This window comes from Pedobacter aquatilis (assembly GCF_032678425.1).
GTDB lineage: Bacteria > Bacteroidota > Bacteroidia > Sphingobacteriales > Sphingobacteriaceae > Pedobacter > Pedobacter aquatilis_B.
Map to the genome: position 1 here is coordinate 185,224 of NZ_JAVTSG010000007.1, position 20,347 is coordinate 205,570.

12 protein-coding genes are annotated in these 20,347 nt (G+C 37.9%); 11 read left to right on the top strand and 1 reads right to left on the bottom strand.

Translation table 11 applies throughout. The features are described from left to right. Window positions 1–2: 2 nt before the first annotated feature. The 3 genes from R2Q16_RS19040 to R2Q16_RS19050 all read left to right on the top strand — a co-directional run bounded on the left by R2Q16_RS19040 (window position 3) and on the right by R2Q16_RS19050 (window position 4,465). Window positions 3–1,403, top strand: coding sequence for a glycoside hydrolase family 140 protein (locus tag R2Q16_RS19040; protein ID WP_316739482.1), 1,401 nt, complete (start codon window positions 3–5; stop codon window positions 1,401–1,403). 224 nt (window positions 1,404–1,627) lie between these two features. Beyond that, the gene (locus R2Q16_RS19045) at window positions 1,628–2,557 is read left to right on the top strand and encodes a glycoside hydrolase family 43 protein (RefSeq protein ID WP_316739483.1); all 930 of its coding nucleotides are present in this window, start codon (window positions 1,628–1,630) and stop codon (window positions 2,555–2,557) included. Window positions 2,558–2,641: 84 nt separating this feature from the next. Beyond that, a complete protein-coding gene (locus tag R2Q16_RS19050; protein WP_316739484.1) occupies window positions 2,642–4,465 on the top strand; it encodes a six-hairpin glycosidase in 1,824 nt (607 codons plus the stop codon). A gap of 18 nt (window positions 4,466–4,483) precedes the next feature. Here R2Q16_RS19050 and R2Q16_RS19055 read toward each other — a convergent pair whose 3' ends face one another. After that, window positions 4,484–5,212, bottom strand: a complete 729-nt coding sequence (locus tag R2Q16_RS19055; RefSeq protein WP_316739485.1) for a hypothetical protein — start codon at window positions 5,210–5,212, stop codon at window positions 4,484–4,486. Here R2Q16_RS19055 and R2Q16_RS19060 point away from each other — a divergent pair. From R2Q16_RS19060 to R2Q16_RS19095, 8 genes are all read left to right on the top strand, one after another. Further along, entirely contained in the window at window positions 5,190–6,548 is a 1,359-nt protein-coding gene (locus R2Q16_RS19060) for a sialate O-acetylesterase (protein ID WP_316739486.1), read from the top strand. The genes R2Q16_RS19055 and R2Q16_RS19060 overlap by 23 nt on opposite strands. Next, a complete protein-coding gene (locus R2Q16_RS19065) occupies window positions 6,548–9,316 on the top strand; it encodes a glycoside hydrolase family 2 protein (protein WP_316739487.1) in 2,769 nt (922 codons plus the stop codon). Before R2Q16_RS19060 ends, R2Q16_RS19065 begins: the two co-directional genes overlap by 1 nt. 542 nt (window positions 9,317–9,858) lie before the next feature. Next, on the top strand, window positions 9,859–12,597 hold the full coding sequence (locus R2Q16_RS19070) for an alpha-L-rhamnosidase (protein WP_316739488.1): 2,739 nt from the start codon (window positions 9,859–9,861) through the stop codon (window positions 12,595–12,597). Window positions 12,598–12,829: 232 nt separating this feature from the next. After that, window positions 12,830–13,966, top strand: a complete 1,137-nt coding sequence (locus R2Q16_RS19075; protein WP_316739489.1) for a sialidase family protein — start codon at window positions 12,830–12,832, stop codon at window positions 13,964–13,966. Further along, window positions 13,963–15,546 (top strand): acetylxylan esterase, encoded by a 1,584-nt coding sequence (locus R2Q16_RS19080; RefSeq protein WP_316739490.1) that lies wholly within the window; start codon window positions 13,963–13,965, stop codon window positions 15,544–15,546. The genes R2Q16_RS19075 and R2Q16_RS19080 overlap by 4 nt, the downstream gene beginning before the upstream one ends. 6 nt (window positions 15,547–15,552) lie before the next feature. Continuing rightward, a complete protein-coding gene (locus R2Q16_RS19085; protein ID WP_316739491.1) occupies window positions 15,553–16,446 on the top strand; it encodes a sugar phosphate isomerase/epimerase family protein in 894 nt (297 codons plus the stop codon). Window positions 16,447–16,453: 7 nt separating this feature from the next. Further along, window positions 16,454–18,955 (top strand): L-rhamnose mutarotase, encoded by a 2,502-nt coding sequence (locus R2Q16_RS19090; protein WP_316739492.1) that lies wholly within the window; start codon window positions 16,454–16,456, stop codon window positions 18,953–18,955. Window positions 18,956–19,218: 263 nt separating this feature from the next. Beyond that, window positions 19,219–20,304, top strand: coding sequence for a Gfo/Idh/MocA family oxidoreductase (locus R2Q16_RS19095; RefSeq protein ID WP_316739493.1), 1,086 nt, complete (start codon window positions 19,219–19,221; stop codon window positions 20,302–20,304). The last annotated feature ends 43 nt before the right edge of the window (window positions 20,305–20,347 follow it).

The window sequence follows — 20,347 nt, forward strand, 5'->3', positions numbered from 1 at the left end:
ATATGATGCTAAAATCTAAACTGTACTTCTTATTTTTTCTCAGTCTCATTGCTTTTGGTTGCAAAGAAAAGCCACATTTTGGCGATAAAAGCTTATTGGTTTCTGAGAATGGAAGATTTTTTAGCACAGGCGATGGAAAGCCATTTTTTTGGTTGGGCGATACAGGTTGGCTATTATTTAGTCGTTTGAATAGAGACGAGACAAATACATATCTCGAGGATAGAAAGCAAAAAGGTTTTAATGTGATTCAGGTAATGGTTTTGCATGATGTTGCTGCTAAAAATATTTATGGTGATTCTGCTTTAGTTAACAAAGATGTTTCTAAACCCATAGTTACTGATAAAAATGATTTCAAAGATTCTACTGCTTATGATTATTGGGATCATATTGATTACGTGATTGATAAGGCAGCAGAAAAAGGTCTTTATATGGCGTTGGTTCCGGTTTGGGGCACAAATGTAAAAGAGAAAAAGGTTAACGAAGCGCAGGCAAAAATTTATGCTAAGTTCTTAGCTGATAGATATAAAGAGAAGTGGAACATCATTTGGTTAAATGGTGGCGATATCAAAGGTAGTGATGGCTTGAAAGTTTGGAATTCAATCGGCGAATCTTTAAGAGCGAATGACCCAAATCACTTAATTACCTTTCATCCAAGAGGTAGAACAGCATCTTCAGCCTGGTTTCACAATTCAAATTGGAACAATTTCGACATGATTCAATCTGGCCATCGCCGTTATGATCAGGATACTTCTGCTAAAGAAAAATTGCATTATGGAGAGGATAATTGGAAATACATTGAATCTGATTATAAACTGAAACCAACAAAACCAACCATTGATGGCGAACCTTCATATGAAGGTATTCCGCAAGGTTTACATGATACTACACAACCTAGATGGACTGATGCAGATGTAAGAAGATACGGTTATTGGTCGGTTTTTGCTGGTGCTTTTGGTTATACGTACGGACATAATTCTGTTATGCAGATGTATAAAAAAACCGATTTAAAGCCAGCTTATGGCCCGAAAGAACAATGGATTGAAGCCATTAATTCGCCAGGTGCACAACAAATGAAATTCCTGAAAGAGTTAATGCTTTCCCGTTCATATTTCGACCGTGTACCAGACCAAACATTAATTGCAGGCACAAATGGTGAAAAGTACGACATGGTTTTAGCAACAAGAGGAGAGGAATATGCCATGTTTTATATTTACACAGGCAGAACATTTAGCGTACAAATGGGTAAAATTGATGGTGATGAAGTTTCTGCATCATGGTTCGACCCAAAAACAGGCAAAACTACAGTAATAGGAAAGTTTGAGAATAAAGGAACTAAAGAATTTAATCCACCAGGAGAACCCGCAAATGGCAACGATTGGGTTTTAGTTTTGGATAAAATATAGTACGGTCGTCATTGCGAGGAGAAACGACGAAGCAATCTCTTTTAACCGAAGCATTGACATTGCTGTCATTCTGAGGTACGAAGAATCTTAAACCGATTAGTACCAACAGAAGCTCTATCAAAGTTTTGTGGGAAATAAGGTAATTGGCGATTGTGAAGTATCGCTTGGAGATTCTTCACTGCGTTCAGAATGACAAAACTAGCAACTAAAAAAAAGAATAATAAGTGTTTAAATCAAAATTCATATCATCATTTCGTTTGGCTATAATCGGCTTATTTTTATGTGGATTAACATCTTGCTCGAAGCGAGCTTATTTATTTACCTCATTCCATGAGCCTGCTAACGAAGGCTTAAGGTATTTGTATAGCTATGATGCTTACCATTGGACAGATTTAAACAAAACCTACCTCAAACCAGAAATTGGTGCACAAAAAGTAATGCGTGACCCGTCAATTGTACAAAGTCCGGACGGTACTTTTCATTTGGTTTGGACTTGTAGTTGGAAAGGTGATAAGGGTTTCGGCTACGCCAGTTCAAAAGATTTGATTCATTGGAGTGAGCAAAAATTTCTTCCGGTGATGGCGCATGAACCAAAAACGGTTAATGTTTGGGCACCAGAAATTTTCTATGATGATGAAAAGAAAGAATTTGTAATTATCTGGGCTTCAACCATTCCATTTCGTTTTAAAAAAGGTATCGAAGAGGAAGAAAACAACCATCGAATGTATTCGATAACAACGAAAGATTTTAAATCCTTTTCAGAGACAAAATTATTCTTGGACCCAGGTTTTAGTGTAATTGATGCGGTAATTGTAAAAAGAGCGTCCAAAGATTATGTGTTGGTTCTGAAAGATAATACTCGCCCGAATCGGAATTTAAAAGTTGCCTTTGCCCAGGATGCTTTAGGGCCTTATAAAGATGTTTCAGAAACTTTTAGTCCGAAATTAACAGAAGGACCAACGGTTGTAAAAGTAAAAAACGATTGGTTGATTTATTTTGATGCTTATGGGCAGAAAACATACACAGCCTATAAAACTTCTGATTTCAAAAATTTTAAGGATATAACTTCTGAGGTTTACATCCCCGAAGGCCATAAGCATGGAACAATAATAAAAGTGAAAAGGAAAGTGATTGAGGGATTGAAGAATAAATAACCAACTCGTCATTGCGAGGCACGAAGCAATCTTATTTGCTGATGAGATTGCTTCGTGCCTCGCAATGACGGAATGCATATAAAAATGAAAATATTTAAAATACTTTACATAACACTACCATTTGCACTTGTGCTTTCAATCTCGCATGCGCAAGATACCGTTCGTTATACAGGTAAAACTTTGGTTAATGCCGATTACCATCATGGACAATTAACACCAGTGGTTGGGGTACACAATATCCAAACGTTCAGGGCAAACCGAGAACACCCAGAATTAGCAGAAAACTTTGGCTGGACATATAACCATGCGCCGATGTTGGCCTATTGGAAGAACAAATTTTATGTAGAATATTTGAGCGATAAGGTTGGAGAAAGCATCCCGCCAGGACAAACATTATTGCAATCTTCATCAGATGGTTCCACCTGGACTAAGCCTGATGTGATTTTTCCAATCTATAGAATTGCGGATGGCACGACAAAAGAAGGTAGAACCGATGTTGCAAAAGATTTAGATGCCGTAATGCACCAGCGCATGGGTTTCTATGTTTCAACAAAAAATGTATTTCTGGTTTTAGGTTTTTACGCGATTAGTTTTGATGCTAAAGACGACCCGAACGATGGTCATGGAATTGGCAGAGCTGTTCGCGAAATTCAGTCTGATGGGAAGTACGGACCGATTTATTTCATTCACTATAATCCTGGTTATTCGGAGCAAAACACGAAATACCCATATTTTACGAGAAGCAAGAACAAAGCTTTTGTTACTGCTTGTAATGAGTTATTGGCTAATAAATTAATGACCCAACAATGGAATGAAGAAGCGGATAGAAAAGACCCATTAATTACTTTGCAAAAGCAATACAAAGCCTTTAGTTATTACCATTTACCTGATGGAAGAGTGGTTGGCTTATGGAAAAATGCGCTGACTGCAATCAGCAACGATAATGGCAAGAGCTGGCCAGAAAGTGCATTTCGTGCACCTGGATTTGTGAACAGTAATGCTAAAATATGGGGGCAAAAAACCGCTGACGGAAATTACGCAACCGTTTATAATCCATCAGAATACAGATGGCCATTGGCCATTTCAATGAGTAAAAACGGACTGGATTACACCAATTTGCTATTGATAAATGGAGAAATTACGCCAATGCGTTACGGTGGAAATTACAAATCTTACGGTCCGCAGTATGTTCGTGGCATTGAAGAGGGTAATGGAAAACCTGCTGATGGAAAGTTGTGGGTTACCTACAGCATGAATAAGGAAGATATTTGGGTGTCTTCTGTTCCGTTACCAGTAAATGAAAAAGTTTTAAAACATGTGGACGATAATTTTAGCAGCAATAAAACTTTGGAATCGTGGAATATTTATAGTCCGCTGTGGGCACCTATAAAAGTTGAAAATGGCACTTTAGTTTTAAAAGATAAAGACCCATTCGATTATGCAAAAGCAGAGCGGATTTTTCCTGCTTCTAAGAAAATTATTACTTCATTTTCGGTAACGCCTAAACAAAATGATTTCGGTTTGTTGGAGATTGAATTGCAAGATGCAAAAGGATTAGCTTCGGTTCGCTTAACTTTTGATACGGCCGGAAATTTAAGCGGTAAGAATGGTTCTCGGTATAAAAACTTTATGAAATATGAAGCTGGAAAAAGCTATGACATTAAGTTGAAATTAGACGCCCACACCAGATTTTATTCGCTTACGGTTAATGAAAAAGAACTTTCATTAAGTTTAGCTTTTCAGCCAGTGGCTGATGTTTCACGTATTGTGTTTCGCACTGGCGAAGTTCGTCGCTTTCCTAATGTAGATACGCCCGCCGACCAGACTTATGATTTGAAAAATGCAGGAGAATCAGAGAAAAAGGAAGCTGTTTATTCGATTAAGTATTTAAAAACGGAAGGGTTTTAAGATGGGAAAAGTTACTAATTATGTCGTCATTGCGAGGAGGCACGACGAAGCAATCTCATCAGATAAGTTAGATTGCTTCAGCTCGCACAAACCCAGCTTCGCAATGACGAGCGCCATTCCTGCAATGCGCCCAACTATGTCGTCATTGCGAGGAGGCACAACGAAGCAATCTTTGCTAACCGTCATTTCGACCGTAGCGAAGAAATCTTTAAACCTAACAAAAAAGGTTTCTCGACTTCGTTGCACTTTGCTCGGAATGACGAAACGTGAACCAGATTGCTTCAGCTCGCACAAACCCAGCTTCGCAATGACGAGCGCCATTCCTGCAATACGCCCAACTATGTCATCATTGCGAGGAGGTACGACGAAGCAATCTTTGCTAACCGTCATTTCGACCGTAGTGGAGAAATCTTTAAACCAAACAAGAAAGATTTCTCGACTTCGCTGCACTTCGCTCGAAATGACGAAACGTGAGCCAGATTGCTTCAGCTCGCACAAACCCAGCTTCGCAATGACGAGCGCCATTCCTGCAATACGCCCAACTACGTCGTCATTGCGAGGAGGCACGATGAAGCAATCTATTTTATCCGTCATTTCGACCGTAGCGGAGAAATCTTTAAGCCTAACGAAAAAGATTTCTCGACTTCGTTGCACTTCGCTCGACATGACGACGCTTATTATTCTATTTTCGCTTTTTCCCATCTCTGCAAATGCCAAAATCCTTTTGCCGCAAATCTTATCAAGCAATATGGTTTTGCAACGCGATAAACCCATAAATATTTGGGGTTTTGCATCAGCAGGAGAAATAATAGAAGTAAAATTTGCAGGCCAAAAAAGGCAAACCATTACCGATAAAGACGGAAAATGGGCGGTGATTTTATCTCCATTGAAAACCTCCTTACAACCACAAACAATGACTATTAGTGGTTCAAATAAAATCGAACTAACCAATATTTTAGTTGGCGAAGTTTGGGTTTGCTCAGGTCAATCAAATATGGAATATCAAATGCGCAAGCTGGCCAAAATTCCGAAGCCTAAAAATGAAAAATTAGGTTTTCCATCAGATGAAGTTGAAAAGGCAAATAATCCGCAAATCAGGATTTTCCTCGTTAATCGAAAGCAGTTAATCAAACCAGATTCTATACATAAAAGTTGGGCAATAGCCGAAGATTCAGCATTAAAAGCATTTTCCGCCGCAGGCTATTTCTTCGCGAAGGAACTACAAAATAAGTTAGGTGTTCCTGTGGGTGTAATTTCTTCATCTGTTTCAGGCAGTGCCATAGAACCCTGGATATCGCCAGAAGCATTTGCACAAGAGCCTTATTTCAAAAGCCAAAAAGTAAGCAACGACCCAGGCAAGTTTTATACACCAATGATTGAACCGCTGTCAAAATTCAAAATCAAGGGTTTTCTGTGGTATCAAGGCGAAACTAATTGTTTCTTAAACGAAACCATCAGCTATGCTTACAAATTAAAAACCTTAATTAACCTTTGGCGAAATGCCTGGGGCGAAAAAGATTTGCCCTTCTATTACGTACAAATTGCGCCTTTCGATTACAGCAAACAGAAAAGCGACAAAGTTACGTTGACCGCTGAAACAGAACCTAATTTTTGGGAAGCACAGCAACAAATATTGCGTATGCCGAATACCGGAATGATTTCTACCTCAGACTTGAATGATAACGGAGGCGATTTACACCCAACCTACAAATGGGAAGTGGGTAGGCGGTTGGCACTTTTAGCATTAGGCAAAACCTACAATAAAAAAGTAGATTTTTCTGGTCCGATTTATAAAGCTGTTTCTTTTAAAAAGAGTGAAGCTATTTTGCAATTTGATTATTTAAAATCATCAAGCCGAAACATCACAGGATTTACAATTGCAGGCAATGATGGAAAGTTTGTAAATGCCGATGCAATTATAAAAAATGGAAAAGTTGTGGTTTCATCAAAAGAAATTGCAGCACCAGTCGCAGTTCGCTACGACTGGACTGAAAGCCCAACAGGAAATTTTTACAGTAACGGATTGCCTGCCTTGCCATTCCGCACTGATAATCCATTAACTAATCAATTTAAAGCCAATTAATGAAACTTAGATTCATCCTTTTCTTGTGTTTAATAAATCTGTATGGTGCTTTAAATGCCCAGCAAACGGAGAAATTATTTCTTTCGGGAACTGGAAACGATAATACCGTTAACTGGGATTTCTTTTGTACTGATGGTATGAAATCTGGCAAATGGACCACTATTCCTGTACCTTCAAATTGGGAATTGCAAGGTTTCGGCAAGTACAATTATGGTTTCAATAAAGAAGCAAATAAGGGAAAAGAAGAAGGACTCTATAAATATAACTTCATCGTTCCTGGAGATTGGAAAAGCAAAAAAATCAATATCGTTTTCGAGGGTTCGATGACGGATACCGAGGTGAAAATCAATGGAAAATCGGCAGGTGCAATTCATCAAGGTTCATTTTATGTTTTTAAATACGATATTTCAAAACTGTTAAAATCAGGAGAAAATTTACTGGAAGTTAAAGTTGCCAAACATTCTGCAAATCCATCTGTAAATGAAGCCGAACGCAAGGCCGATTATTGGATTTTCGGAGGGATTTTTCGTCCGGTTTATTTAGAAGCTTTGCCACAAACCTACATCGATAGAATTCAAATTGATGCAAAGGCAAATGGCATTTTTACGGCTAACGTTTTTACTTCAGGCGCAGCCGATAAAATTAACATAGAACTTACAGATGCCAATGGGAAGAAATTTGGAAGTGATTTTTCTACTAAAATAACTTCGGGATTTACCAAAATCGAGCAGGGATTTAAAAATCCTGCGCTTTGGTCATCAGAGTTTCCAAACCTTTACACCGCAACCATTTCGCTAATTAAAAACGGCAAAACCATACATCAGATTAGAAAGAAAATTGGTTTCAGAACGGTTGAAGTTAAAGAACGCGATGGCGTTTATTTAAACGGTGTAAAAATGAAATTCAAGGGCGTAAATCGACATTCTTTTTACCCAACGTCTGGCAGAACAACAAGTAAAAAAATCAGCATTGCTGATGTTTTGTTGATGAAAGAAATGAATATGAATGCGGTGCGTATGTCGCATTATCCACCTGATGGACATTTTTTGGATGTTTGCGATTCGCTTGGCTTATTTGTAATGGATGAATTGGCAGGTTGGCATGGCAATTACGATACTCAAACCGGAACAAAACTGTTCAAAGAAATGGTTGTAAATGATGAAAATCATCCATCGATAATATTTTGGGCGAACGGAAATGAGGGTGGTCACAATCGCGAGCTTGACCATCTTTTTGCTGATGAAGACATCCAAAAACGCCCGTTAATTCATCCTTGGGAAGTTTTTAATGGTTTCGAAACCACGCATTACCGTGAATTTAATTATGGAATTGGCAGTTATGACCACGGACATAATATTTTGATGCCAACCGAATTTTTGCATGGCATGTGGGATGGCGGCCATGGGGCTGGTATAGAAGATTATTGGAATGCGATGTGGAACAATCCGCTTTCGGCAGGTGGTTTTCTTTGGGATTTTGCAGACCAAGCCGTTGTGCGTACCGATAAAAATGGCGAATTAGATACCGATGGAAATCATGGTCCTGACGGAATTGTCGGACCGTACCATGAAAAAGAAGGCAGTTTCTTTACCATTAAAGAAGTTTGGAGTCCTGTTTTTGTAGAGAAGAGAGAAATGACCGCTGGTTTTGATGGTTCGTTTTTACTAGAAAACAGATATGCTTTTACGAACCTCAATCAATGCACTTTCGATTGGAAATTAAAGAAATTGAAAACAGGTGGTGAAGATGCTGAATTTAAATCGGGCAAAGCCGATGCACCGAATGTAAAGCCTTTCGAAAAAGGCAAGCTACAAGTTAATCTTCCAGCTGATTGGAAGAGCTTTGATGCCTTGTATTTGACTGTAAAGGATTTTTACGGAAAAGAATTATTCACCTGGAGTTTTCCAATTGCGTTACCAAAAGACGATGCAGAAAAAATTGTGGTAAAGACTGGTTCATCAAAGGTGATTTTAAAGGAAGATGCTAAAATGTATCAAGTTTCTGCTAATGGAATCAGTTTAACTTTCGATAAAACAACTGGTTTACTGCAAGAAGCAAAAAACACAAAGGGTGTTATTCCATTCTCTAATGGTCCAATTTTGCAAGAAGGTGTAAACAACTTCAAAAATTTTAAAGCTAAAATGGATGGCAAAAATCTGGTTATTTCATCTGCTTATGATAAAAAAGAAAGCTGGAATACTTTAGAATGGACAATTTACCCTTCAGGTTGGTTAAAAATGCAGGTTAAATATTTTCCATCTGAATACTTTACCACATTTGTAGGATTGAATTTTTCATATCCTGAAACAGAAATTAAATCGGTTGAATATAAAGGAAATGGACCATACCGCGTTTGGAAAAACCGAATGAAGGGAGCTGAGTTTGGTGTTTGGAAAAAGGATTATAATGATTCGGCAACCGGAGAACCAGCTTGGCAATATCCAGAGTTTAAAGGTTATTACTCAAATATGTATTGGTGTGAATTTATCGGGAAATCACAAAGTTTTAAAGTGGTAACGGATAGGGAGGACGTATTTTTAAGGTTATTTACACCGAAGAAATCGAAAGATACGGAGTATGATAATATGAGTCCAACTTTTCCGAATGGAGATATTTCCTTTATGAATGGAATTTCGGCAATTGGAACAAAAACGCAGAAACCAGAAACAACTGGGCCAATGGGTATGAAAAATATTTATTACGATTTTGATAAGGCACCGAATAGGGCATTGGATATGACTTTGTATTTTGATTTTAGTGAAAAATAAGGTTTAACCGCAAAGAAGGGGAAGATTTTTACAAAGAAAAAGAAGAAGAAAATTGCCCGCAGATTTAATATGATTTACGCAGATATCAATATTTTCTGCGGTAATCTGTGAAATCAGCGGGAGATAATAAAAATAGATTGCTTCGGCTCGCTCGAACCCAGCCTCGCAATGACGATTATGGAGCTCGTCATTGCGAGGAGGAACGACGAAGCAATCTAATGAATGAAACATATAAAGATAAAAATGGATTAACGCAGATAAATTTTAACACCGTCATTTCGACCGCAGCGGAGAAATCTTTGAACCAATGAAAAGATTTCTCGGCTTCGTTTTACTTCGCTCGAAATGACGACCGCCACATGAGCGTAAATGAAAGATAATCAGTATAATCAATTAATCAGTGTAATCAACTGCTAGCGTAAATGAGTATTAAAACCTTCATATTAATCATCAGCATCTGCATATTTTCAGTTGGTCAAACCTTTGCGCAAATTACCTTGCAAAAAACCTCAATTAATCAGTGTAATCAACTGCTAGCGTAAATGAGTATTAAAACCTTCATATTAATCATCAGCATCTGCATATTTTCAGTTGGTCAAACCTTTGCGCAAATTACCTTGCAAAAAACCACCTGCGAAATGTTGGAAAACCCTTTGGGGATTGATGTTCAAAAACCACGTTTTGCCTGGCAAATTATTGCTAAAGAACGAAACGTGATGCAAAGCGCCTATCAGATTTTAGTGTCATCATCAGCAGAAAAATTAAAGGCCAACGAGGGTGATATTTGGAATTCTGAAAAGGTTAATTCATCTGAATCTATTCATGTAGCTTATAATGGGAAAGCACTCACCAGTCGGTTAAAAGTTTATTGGAAAGTTAAAATCTGGACAAATACGGGGCAAAGCGAATGGTCGGCAGATAATTATTTTTCGATGGGTTTGTTGAATTATAAAGATTGGCCAAAAGGTTGGATAGGTTTCGATAGAGCTTTTCCATGGGATAATATTAAAACCGATTCCCGTTTATCCGCAAGGTACTTCAGAAAGGAATTTCAAGCGGCTAAAACTGTAAAATCTGCCACAGCATCTATCATTGGTTTGGGTTTATACGAGTTATACATCAATGGTAAAAAAGTTGGAGAAGATGTATTATCGCCAACAGCAACAGATTATACTAAAAACGTAAAATACAATACTTACGACGTTACATCATACATTAAAAGCGGTAAAAATGCTGTAGGAGCTATTTTAGGGAATGGCCGTTTCTTCGCCATGCGCCAAAATGAAAAGCCATATAAAATTAAAACTTTTGGTTTCCCAAAAATGCTGATGAATATTCGCATTGTTTATAGTGATGGTTCTACCGCAAATATTGACACCGATGATAGTTGGAAAGGTACAACCGATGGACCAATCAGAACTAATAATGAATACGATGGCGAGGAATATGATGCTACCAAAGAAGCTAATGGTTGGAATAATGTAGGTTTCGACGATGGCAAGTGGACAAAGGCAGAATTCGTACAAGAGCCAAGCGGAACAATTGAATCGCAGATGAATGAAAATATGCGGGTGATGAATACGCTTAAACCAGTTTCAATCTCAAAATTATCTGGCGGAAGATATGTGCTTGATATGGGCCAAAATATGGTGGGTTGGTTGCAAATAAAGGTAAAAGGTTTGCGTGGAAAACAAATTAAAATGCGTTTTGCAGAATCGTTACAAGAGAATGGCGAGCTTTTTACAGCCAATCTTCGCAATGCGAAATGTACCGATTTATACACTTTAAAGGGTGGCGAACAAGAAACCTGGGAGCCAACATTTACGTACCGTGGCTTCAGATATGTGGAATTAAGCGGTTATACTTATCAGCCATCGCTAAATGATTTTCTTGGCAAGATGATTTACGACAACATTAAAACCGTTGGCACATTCGAAACTTCGGATGCCCTTTCAAACCAGATTTTCAAAAATGCCTGGTGGGGAATCGCAGGAAGTTACAAAGGTATACCAGTCGATTGTCCGCAACGTAACGAGCGTATGCCTTGGCTAGGTGATAGAGGTGCGGTTGCCTACGGCGAAAGTTTCGTTTTTGATAACGGTCGTTTTTACTCGAAATGGTTACAGGATATTAGAAATTCGCAAAAAGAAGATGGTGCGATTCCAGATGTTGCACCTGCTTTTTGGCGTTACTACAGCGATAACATGACCTGGCCAGGCGCAATGCTTCTGGTTACAGAGATGTTGTACAAACAAACTGGTGATGTTTCTGCAGTTCAGGATAATTACCCGGCAATGAAAAAGTGGTTGGCTTATATGCAAGACCGCTACATGCAAGATTACATTTTAACAAAAGATAGTTATGGCGATTGGTGTATGCCACCAATTACGATAGAGTTTGGCAGAGGCAAAAGTGCCGATACAAAATATCCGTCAGCGTTAATTTCCACTGCTTATTATTATCATTTCACTCAGTTGATGATGCAGTTTGCAAAGGCAATTGGCAACGAAGCTGATATTAAAACTTATGAGGTTTTAGGCAATAAAATTAAGGATGCTTTTAACCAGAAATATTACAACGAAAAAGGATATTACGCTTCAAATGCATTAACCGAAAATATTATACCGCTTTATTTTGGAATGGTGCCAAAAGAAAAAGTTGAGAGCGTTTTCAAAAATATTACCTACACAGTTGAGGTAACAAATAAAGGTCATTTGAGTAATGGTTTGGTTGGTATTCAGTGGTTAATGCGTTGTTTAAATGATTATGGCAGACCAGATTTGGCTTACACCATTGCTACGAAAAAAACTTATCCAAGTTGGGGTTACATGGTTGATAATGGCGCAACTACGATTTGGGAATTATGGAACGGAAACACCGCCAACCCTAAAATGAATTCGCAAAATCATGTAATGATGCTTGGCGATTTGTTGATTTGGTATTATGAGAATTTAGCGGGAATAAAATCCGAAAATGCGGCGTTTAAGCAAATCACTTTAAAACCAGAAATGATTGCAGGTTTGAATTCTGTTAATGCAAGTTATAATTCAGTTTATGGAATGATAAACAGCAGTTATACTAAAACTGGTAATAAGTTCAGTTGGAAAGTGAGCGTGCCACCAAATACAACTGCACAGGTTTACATTCCTGCAAATAACAAAAACGAAGTTTCGGAAAAAGTGAAATCAATAAAAGATATAAAATTTATAAAAATGGATAAAGGCAGGGCAATTTATGAGGTTGGCTCTGGAGATTATGAGTTTGTGGTGGAAGGGAAATAGTAATTATCGTCATTTCGAGTGGAGTGCAACGAAACCGAGAACCAAAGCTAAATCTTTAAAGCTTATTTAAAAGATTTTTCCGCTACGGTCGAAATGACGCAAGATGATTTAATAAGCATCTTGCTTTACTCATCGTCATTGCGAGGCACGAAGCAATCTTAAAACGATAGCATTTGGATTGTTTTTCGCCTCGCAATGACAACCATTTATAGATATTTGATTAAAAGTTATTATGTTGAAAAGAAAAATATACATCGCATTAGGACTTGTTTTAACATTGGCAACATCAGCCAGTGCCCAAGTAGAAAAATGGCAAACAGGAATCGTAAAACAAGAATTCCTTTATGAGAAGGCAGCATTTCCATCATGTCATTCTGCAACAATTGCCGAAACACCAACAGGCTTGGTGGCATCATATTTTGGAGGAACCAGAGAACGCGACCCTGATGTAGAAATTTACATCAGTCGTTTTGTTGATGGCAAATGGTTGGCACCAGTTTCAGCTGCAAATGGTATTCAGGCAGATGGAAAAAGATTACCTACATGGAACCCTGTTTTATATCAAGTACCTGGCGGAGATTTAATATTATTCTATAAAATCGGACCAAAACCATCAGAATGGTGGGGCATGATGAAAACTTCGAAAGACGGTGGTATAACCTGGTCTGAAGCTACAAAACTACCCAACGGTTACATCGGTCCAGTGAAAAATAAGCCAGTTTTATTGAGCAATGGAAACCTGTTTGCACCATCAAGCAAAGAAGGTAATGGCTGGAAAATTCATTTTGAGGTTACAAAAGATAATGGTAAAACCTGGAGAACTGTAGGGCCAATTGCTGAAAATGGAATTAAGGCCATTCAGCCAAGTATTTTGCAACATGGTAATGGAAAATTACAGATTTTGGCCAGAACGGCGAATAGAGCAATTGTTGAATCTTGGTCTGAAGACAATGGTGAAACCTGGTCGGCTTTAGTCAAGACCACACTGCCAAATAATAATTCCGGTACAGATGCCGTGACGATGAAAGATGGACGACATGTTTTAGTTTATAACCATGTTTTGCCTCCAGGCGATTTAGCAAAAGGACCCAGAACACCATTAAATGTTTCGGTTTCGAAGGATGGAAAAGAATGGTCGGCGGCACTTATTTTAGAAGATTCGCCGATTAGTCAGTATTCTTATCCAGCGGTTATTCAAACTTCTGATGGTATGTTACATTTCATTTATACCTGGAGAAGGCAAAAAATTAAGCATGTTGTTGTCGACCCATCAAAGTTAAAATTGAAGAAGATTAAAAATGGAGTTTGGCCATCCTTAAAGGGTTATACTGCCCCAGTTATCGGTGAAACTAAAAACGAAGAGCCATGAGAAAGGTAGAGAAATCACAACACACTACCGTCATTTCGACCGCAGTGGAGAAATCTTTTGAGTTAGTTACAAAGATTTCTCGGCTGTCGCTCGAAATGACGGGAGGTCTATTTTGTTTTAAGAATGTCGTAAATAATATTTCAAAATCATGCTACCCACCTTTGGAGTGGGTTGGGGGAGGATTTATAGCTAAATCTTTTATTGCCATACTATGTTGTTTTTTAACCTTTTACTCATCCGCCCAAACGCAAAACTCTGATAATCTCTACAAAAAACCTTTATCAGCAGTTCTAAAAGAAATTGAAATGCGCTTTAAAGTTCAGATAAAATACAGCGAACCACAAGTAAAAGACAAATGGGTAAGCTATGCCGACTGGCGTTTCCGTGCTAATGTAGATGAAACACTCGCTAATGTGCTTACACCTTTGGATATGAAAGTAAACAAAGAAAAACCAGGTGTTTACAAGTTAAAAGAATACGAATATTACCGTTGGGAAGTTGAAGATGGCTGGGCTTATTTAGATGGGTTGGCAACAAAATACACCGACAAGCAAAGTTGGGAAAAACGCAAGGCGGAAATTAAACCAGAGCTTTACAAAGCTTTAATGCTATCGCCATTACCAGCAAAAATCAATTCAAAACCCATAATCACAGCCAAAAGAATTTTTGATGGCTATTCGGTTGAAAATATCGCTTTAGAGATTTTACCTGGCGTTTGGATTAATGGCTCATTGTACAAACCGTTGAATGCAAAAGGTAAAATCCCAGTGGTTTTAAGTCCTGATGGACATTGGGAAAAACAACGTTACCGTGCCGATTGCCAGCTACGATGTGCAACAATTGCTCGTATGGGCGCAATGGCTTTTAGTTATGATTTATTTGCATGGGGCGAATCAATGCTTCAATTCAAATATGAAGACCATCGCAAAAGCTTAGCGCAGTCGGTTCAAACTTTGGGCGGAATCAGAATTTTAGATTATTTCACTTCGTTAAAAGAAACCGACACTACAAGAGTCGGCATTAGTGGAGGTTCTGGAGCAGGAAGTCATTCTATTTTAATGACAGCTATGGACGATAGAATAAAATTAAGCGCACCTGTTGTGGCCATGTCGTCATATTTTTATGGCGGTTGTCCTTGCGAAAGTGGTATGCCCATCCATCAATGCGGCGGCGGAACGGATAACGTAGAATTGGCAGCATTTGCTGCTCCTCGTCCGATGTTGCTGGTGTCTGATAGTAGCGATTGGACAGCACACACACCTGAACATGATTTTCCTTATCTGCAAAAAATGTATGGTTATTATGGCGTAACAGATAAAGTTGAGAATGTTCATCTCCCTTCCGAAAAACATGATTTCGGTATTAATAAGCGTATTGCACTTTACGATTTTCTGATTAAAAACTTCAAGCTAAATGGGGTTGCAGTTAAAGATAAATCTGGAAAATATGATGAAAGTAAAGTAACCATCGAAAAAGAAAATGCGATGTATGTTTTTGGTGATAAGGGCGAAAAATTACCAAAAAATGCAGTTATGGGATTTGAAAATCTGGAGAAATTATTTCCTCAACCGACAAAATAATTTAATATGAAGAATCAAAATAGGAGAACTTTTATTAGCAATGCCGCTTTGCTTACAGGCGCTTTATTGATGCCGAATATTTTAAAAGCATCAACTTTAAAAAGCAAATACAAAGTTGCGGTTATTGATTTGATGATTCTTAAACGCCAAAAAATAAGTGCATTGCCACTTGCAAGAGAAATCGGTGCCGATGGTTTGGAAATTGATATGGGCGGTTTGGGCAACAGAGAAACTTTTGATAACAAACTCGCAGACCCAAAAATCAGGCAGGAATATTTGGATAAAGCCAAGGAATTAAAATTAGAATTTTGTGCTTTGGCGATGACTGGATTTTACGCTCAATCTTTTGCTACACGACCAACCTATCAAAAAATGATTCAAGATTGTTTGGATACCGCAAAGGCGATGAATGTTAAGGTTGTTTTTCTTCCTTTGGGTGTTCAAGGTGATTTGGTTAAAAACCCTGAATTAAGAGCTCCAATTATCGAACGGTTGAAAATCGCTGGTAAAATGGCGAAAAAAGTAAACGTTGTTATTGGAATTGAAACTTCATTGGATGCAAAAGGTGAGTTGCAATTGCTAAAAGAAATAGACTCTAAGCATGTAAAAAGCTATTTTAATTTCTCGAATGCTATAAAAAACGGCAGAGATTTGCACGAAGAATTACGGATTTTAGGTCGTAAAAATATTATTCAAATCCATGCCACAAATGAAGATGGGGTTTGGTTAGAAAATGACCCAAAAATCGACCTAAAAAAGGTTAAAGTAACCTTAGATGAGATGGGTTGGAGTGGTTGGTTAGTTATTGAACGTAGTCGTGATGCCAAACAACCTACTAACGTGAAGTACAATTTTTCTGCGAATACAAAATATCTGAAGTCCATTTTTCAAGCCGAATAACATTTTTATGAGAATTTTTCTATCCGTTTTACTGATTTTAAATTTGATGTGCTTTCAATTAAGCGCAGCTGATATTTTCGTTTCAAAAAATGGTTCAGACAGTAACATCGGAACAAAAGAAAAACCCTTAGCCTCTTTACAATTTGCAATTAGAAAAGCTCGTGAATTGAGGCGGTTAAATGCTTCTTTCGTAAAAAATGGAATAAAAATTTACGTTGAAAAAGGTTTTTACCAATTGAATGAACCTATAATTATTCGCCCTGAAGATTCAGGTACAAAGGATAGTCCGACTGAGATTATTGCCTCTGAAAAAGTTGTTTTAAGTGGTGGAATAAATGTTAATGGATGGAAAAAGTTAATTAAATCTGTTGCTGGTTTACCAAAAGAAGCAATGGGTAAGGTTTGGGTTACGGACGTTCCAAATTTTGATGGAAGCGATTTGCAATTCCGCCAACTTTGGGTTAATGGCAAGAAAGCCACCAGAGCTAAAAACTATAATGGCGAGCTAATGGGCAGAATTTTATCCTGGGATAAGGAAAAACAAACTTGCCGGATTCCGCTTCAAAAAAACATCAACCTTAGTAATATCAAAGGCATGGAGATGCTCATTCATCAATGGTGGGCGGTTGCAAATCTTCGTGTAAAATCTGTTAAAATTATAGGTAGTAGTGTAGAACTTACCTTCATGCAGCCAGAAAGTAGAATTCAATCAGAACATCCCTGGCCTGCGCCCTGGATTTCTGAAAAAACTGGAAACTCTGCTTTTTACCTAACTAATGCAATTCAATTCTTAAATGAGCCTGGCGAATGGTACGAAGACTTGAAAAATCACAAGCTTTATTATTGGCCAAGGACAAATGAAAATATGCTTCAGGCTGATGTTGTTGCTCCGGTTTTGGAAAATCTGGTTAAGATTGAAGGAACGATTGATAATCCTGTTTCTTTTGTGAGTTTCAAAGGGATTTCCTTTGAATATTCTAGTTGGTTACGGCCATCAAAATTTGGGCATGTGCCACATCAAGCCGGCATGTACATGCTCGATGCTTACAAATTGCAAACACCTGGAACACCTGATAAAGCAACTTTAGAGAATCAGGCTTGGGTTGGCAGGCCTGCTGCTGCGGTAGAAGTGAGTTATGCAAACCATACTAACTTTCAATCTTGTCGTTTTGAACATCTTGCATCAATTGGATTGGATTATAAAAAAGGCACAGCCGATAATCTTATCCAAGGGAATTTATTTAAGGATATTGGAGGTTCGGCAATTCTAATTGGTACATTTTCTGATGAAGCCACAGAAGTGCATTTGCCCTATAATCCATCCGATAAAAGAGAAATTTCTACGAATGATGTAATCGAAAATAATTTGATTACGGATGTAACCAATGAAGATTGGGGCGCTGTTGGCATTGGAGCAGGCTATGTTCGCGGTATTAAAATTTTGCACAACGAGATTCGTGATGTTTCGTATTCGGGGGTTAGCATGGGCTGGGGTTGGACTAAAACGACAAATGCGATGAATAACAATATGATTAGTGCAAATAAAATTCATCATTATGGGAAGCACATGTATGATGTTGCGGGTATCTATACTTTGTCTGCCCAACCTGAATCGTTCATCACTGAAAATGTTATCGATAGCATTTACAAAGCGCCTTATGCCCATCTGCCTGAGCATTGGTTTTACCTATATACAGATGAAGGTTCTTCACATTTTACCATAAAAAATAACTGGACACCAACTGAAAAGTATCTTCAGAACGCAAACGGACCAAATAATTTATGGGAGAATAACGGGCCGAAAGTTCCACTAGAAATCAAGCAAAATGCAGGTTTAGAAAAGCAATTTCAATATTTATTAAAGGAAAAAGCTAACTATTCAAATCGAGGAATTAATCAAGCGGAAGATAAATCGGTCGTGTTTGAGTTGGTTTTCGAAAATCAAAATCTCCCGAGTGAGAAAGTCTTAGAAAACTTCGCAAAGGAAAATAATCTGTTGTCTTCATCAATTTACAAATGGAACAATCGATTGGTAGTTTACACTTCATCATTAAAAGTAGAAAGTTTACAACAAACCTTAAAGCGGTTAAATGCTAAAGAAATTAAGCTTTACGATAATTTGTTTTACGATTTTACCAGAGCAAAACACTGTAATGAAAAACCTGTTGAAGAATGGGATAACATCATTTTATCAGCCAATTTGGTAAAGGATGAAAAGCTTCAAAACGAATATCTGGATTACCATAAAACACAGTTCGAGAAATGGCCAGAAATATCAAAAGGCTTTTGCAATGCGGAATTTCAGCGATTGGCGATTTTTAAAAAAGATAGGCAATTGATGCTGATTATCAGCATCCCTAAAGGGAAAAAACTGGATGATTTGAATCCAAGAACAACGCAAAATAACCCAAGAGTAGATGAATGGAATACAATAATGAAGAAATATCAAGAGGGAATTAAGGGCACAAAACCAGATGAGGTTTGGGTGTTTTTTAAGTCGATAGAATAATTTTTTCGTCATTGCGAGGTACGAAGCAATCTATTGTAACAAACGTTATAATTGACTCATTAAGATTGCTTCGTACCTCGCAATGACGGGAATTGAAAGGAAATTAAAAAGATCTATTTATAAACGGTCGTCACTCGGAACTTATTTCAGAGTCTTGAAAGCAAGATTATTTAGCATATGATGCTGAAATAAATTCAGCATGACGAAGTGGTTAACTGAATGACAAAAAAAGAAAAAACAATAACGCTTAGAGAAATATAAATATGTTAAGATTAGGGATTTTAGGGTTAGGTGAGGGCAGAAGTACCATTTCTGCATCCTTGGCAAGTAAAAAATTTAAATTGATTCAAATTTGCGACGCTAATAGAAAACTTTGCGAAGAGCGTGCTTTGGAGTTCGATTTTCAAAACTGGACAACCAATTACGAAGATATGTTAACGAGCGATAAAATCGATATGATTGCGATTTACACGCCCGACCATCTACATTTCGAGCACATTAAATTGGCCTTACAACATGGTAAGCATGTAGTTTGCACTAAGCCATTTATTGATGATTTAGCGCAAGCAAACGAACTTCTGGAATTAAGTGAAAAATCAAGAAAAAAGATTTTCGTTGGGCAAAGTTCTCGCTTTTTTGAGCCTGCAATGCGCCAAAGAAAAGATTTTGATAAAGGTTTAATTGGCGAATTAATTACGATAGAAAGTTATTATCACGCCGACCATCGCTGGTTTTTAGAAAAAGGTTGGTCGTTAAAACAATCTTTTAAATGGTTATACGGCGGCTTAAGCCACCCTGTTGATTTTGTACGTTGGTACATGCCCAATATTGAAGAAGTAATGGGCTATGGAATGCTGAGTTCAAATGGCTTGAAAGCAGGATTGAAGAATCAAGACACTATGCACTTTATTTTTAAAGCTAAAGATGGTAGAATCGCTCGTGTGAGTGGTGCATATACAGGCCCGACGCAGCCTGCAAGCAGAGATAGTGGAATGAGCTGTATTTTACGTGGAACGGAAGGCGCAAGCCAGGCCGATTACCATGAATTACGCTATTCGGTAACTAGCAAAACCGGCGAAGAGAAGGTAATTATCTGGGGTGATGCGACTTTAAAACATTATTTCCGTTTCGAAGGGCAAAGCCACCATGCCGGAGAGTACCAAAACTACCTGGATTATTTTGCGGATAGCATTAATAACAAGTTTACGGCTTATCCAGATTTAAAAGAAGGTATTGGAACGGTTGCACTTCTACAGGCAATGGATAAATCAATGGAAACTGGTTTACCTGTAAAAATAGATGAAATTTTGCAGGCCAATAATATAACAAGAGAATCGATAGGATTGTAATCGTTGCCACGGAAACACAGAAGACACGGAAAAGAAATGAAAT

Coding starts and splice junctions, on each gene's coding strand:
- R2Q16_RS19090 (WP_316739492.1), top strand. CDS start 16,454: ATGAGAATTTTTCTATCCGTTTTACTGATTTTAAATTTGATGTGCTTT.
- R2Q16_RS19065 (WP_316739487.1), top strand. CDS start 6,548: ATGAAACTTAGATTCATCCTTTTCTTGTGTTTAATAAATCTGTATGGT.
- R2Q16_RS19050 (WP_316739484.1), top strand. CDS start 2,642: ATGAAAATATTTAAAATACTTTACATAACACTACCATTTGCACTTGTG.
- R2Q16_RS19040 (WP_316739482.1), top strand. CDS start 3: ATGATGCTAAAATCTAAACTGTACTTCTTATTTTTTCTCAGTCTCATT.
- R2Q16_RS19085 (WP_316739491.1), top strand. CDS start 15,553: ATGAAGAATCAAAATAGGAGAACTTTTATTAGCAATGCCGCTTTGCTT.
- R2Q16_RS19080 (WP_316739490.1), top strand. CDS start 13,963: ATGAGAAAGGTAGAGAAATCACAACACACTACCGTCATTTCGACCGCA.
- R2Q16_RS19095 (WP_316739493.1), top strand. CDS start 19,219: ATGTTAAGATTAGGGATTTTAGGGTTAGGTGAGGGCAGAAGTACCATT.
- R2Q16_RS19075 (WP_316739489.1), top strand. CDS start 12,830: ATGTTGAAAAGAAAAATATACATCGCATTAGGACTTGTTTTAACATTG.
- R2Q16_RS19070 (WP_316739488.1), top strand. CDS start 9,859: ATGAGTATTAAAACCTTCATATTAATCATCAGCATCTGCATATTTTCA.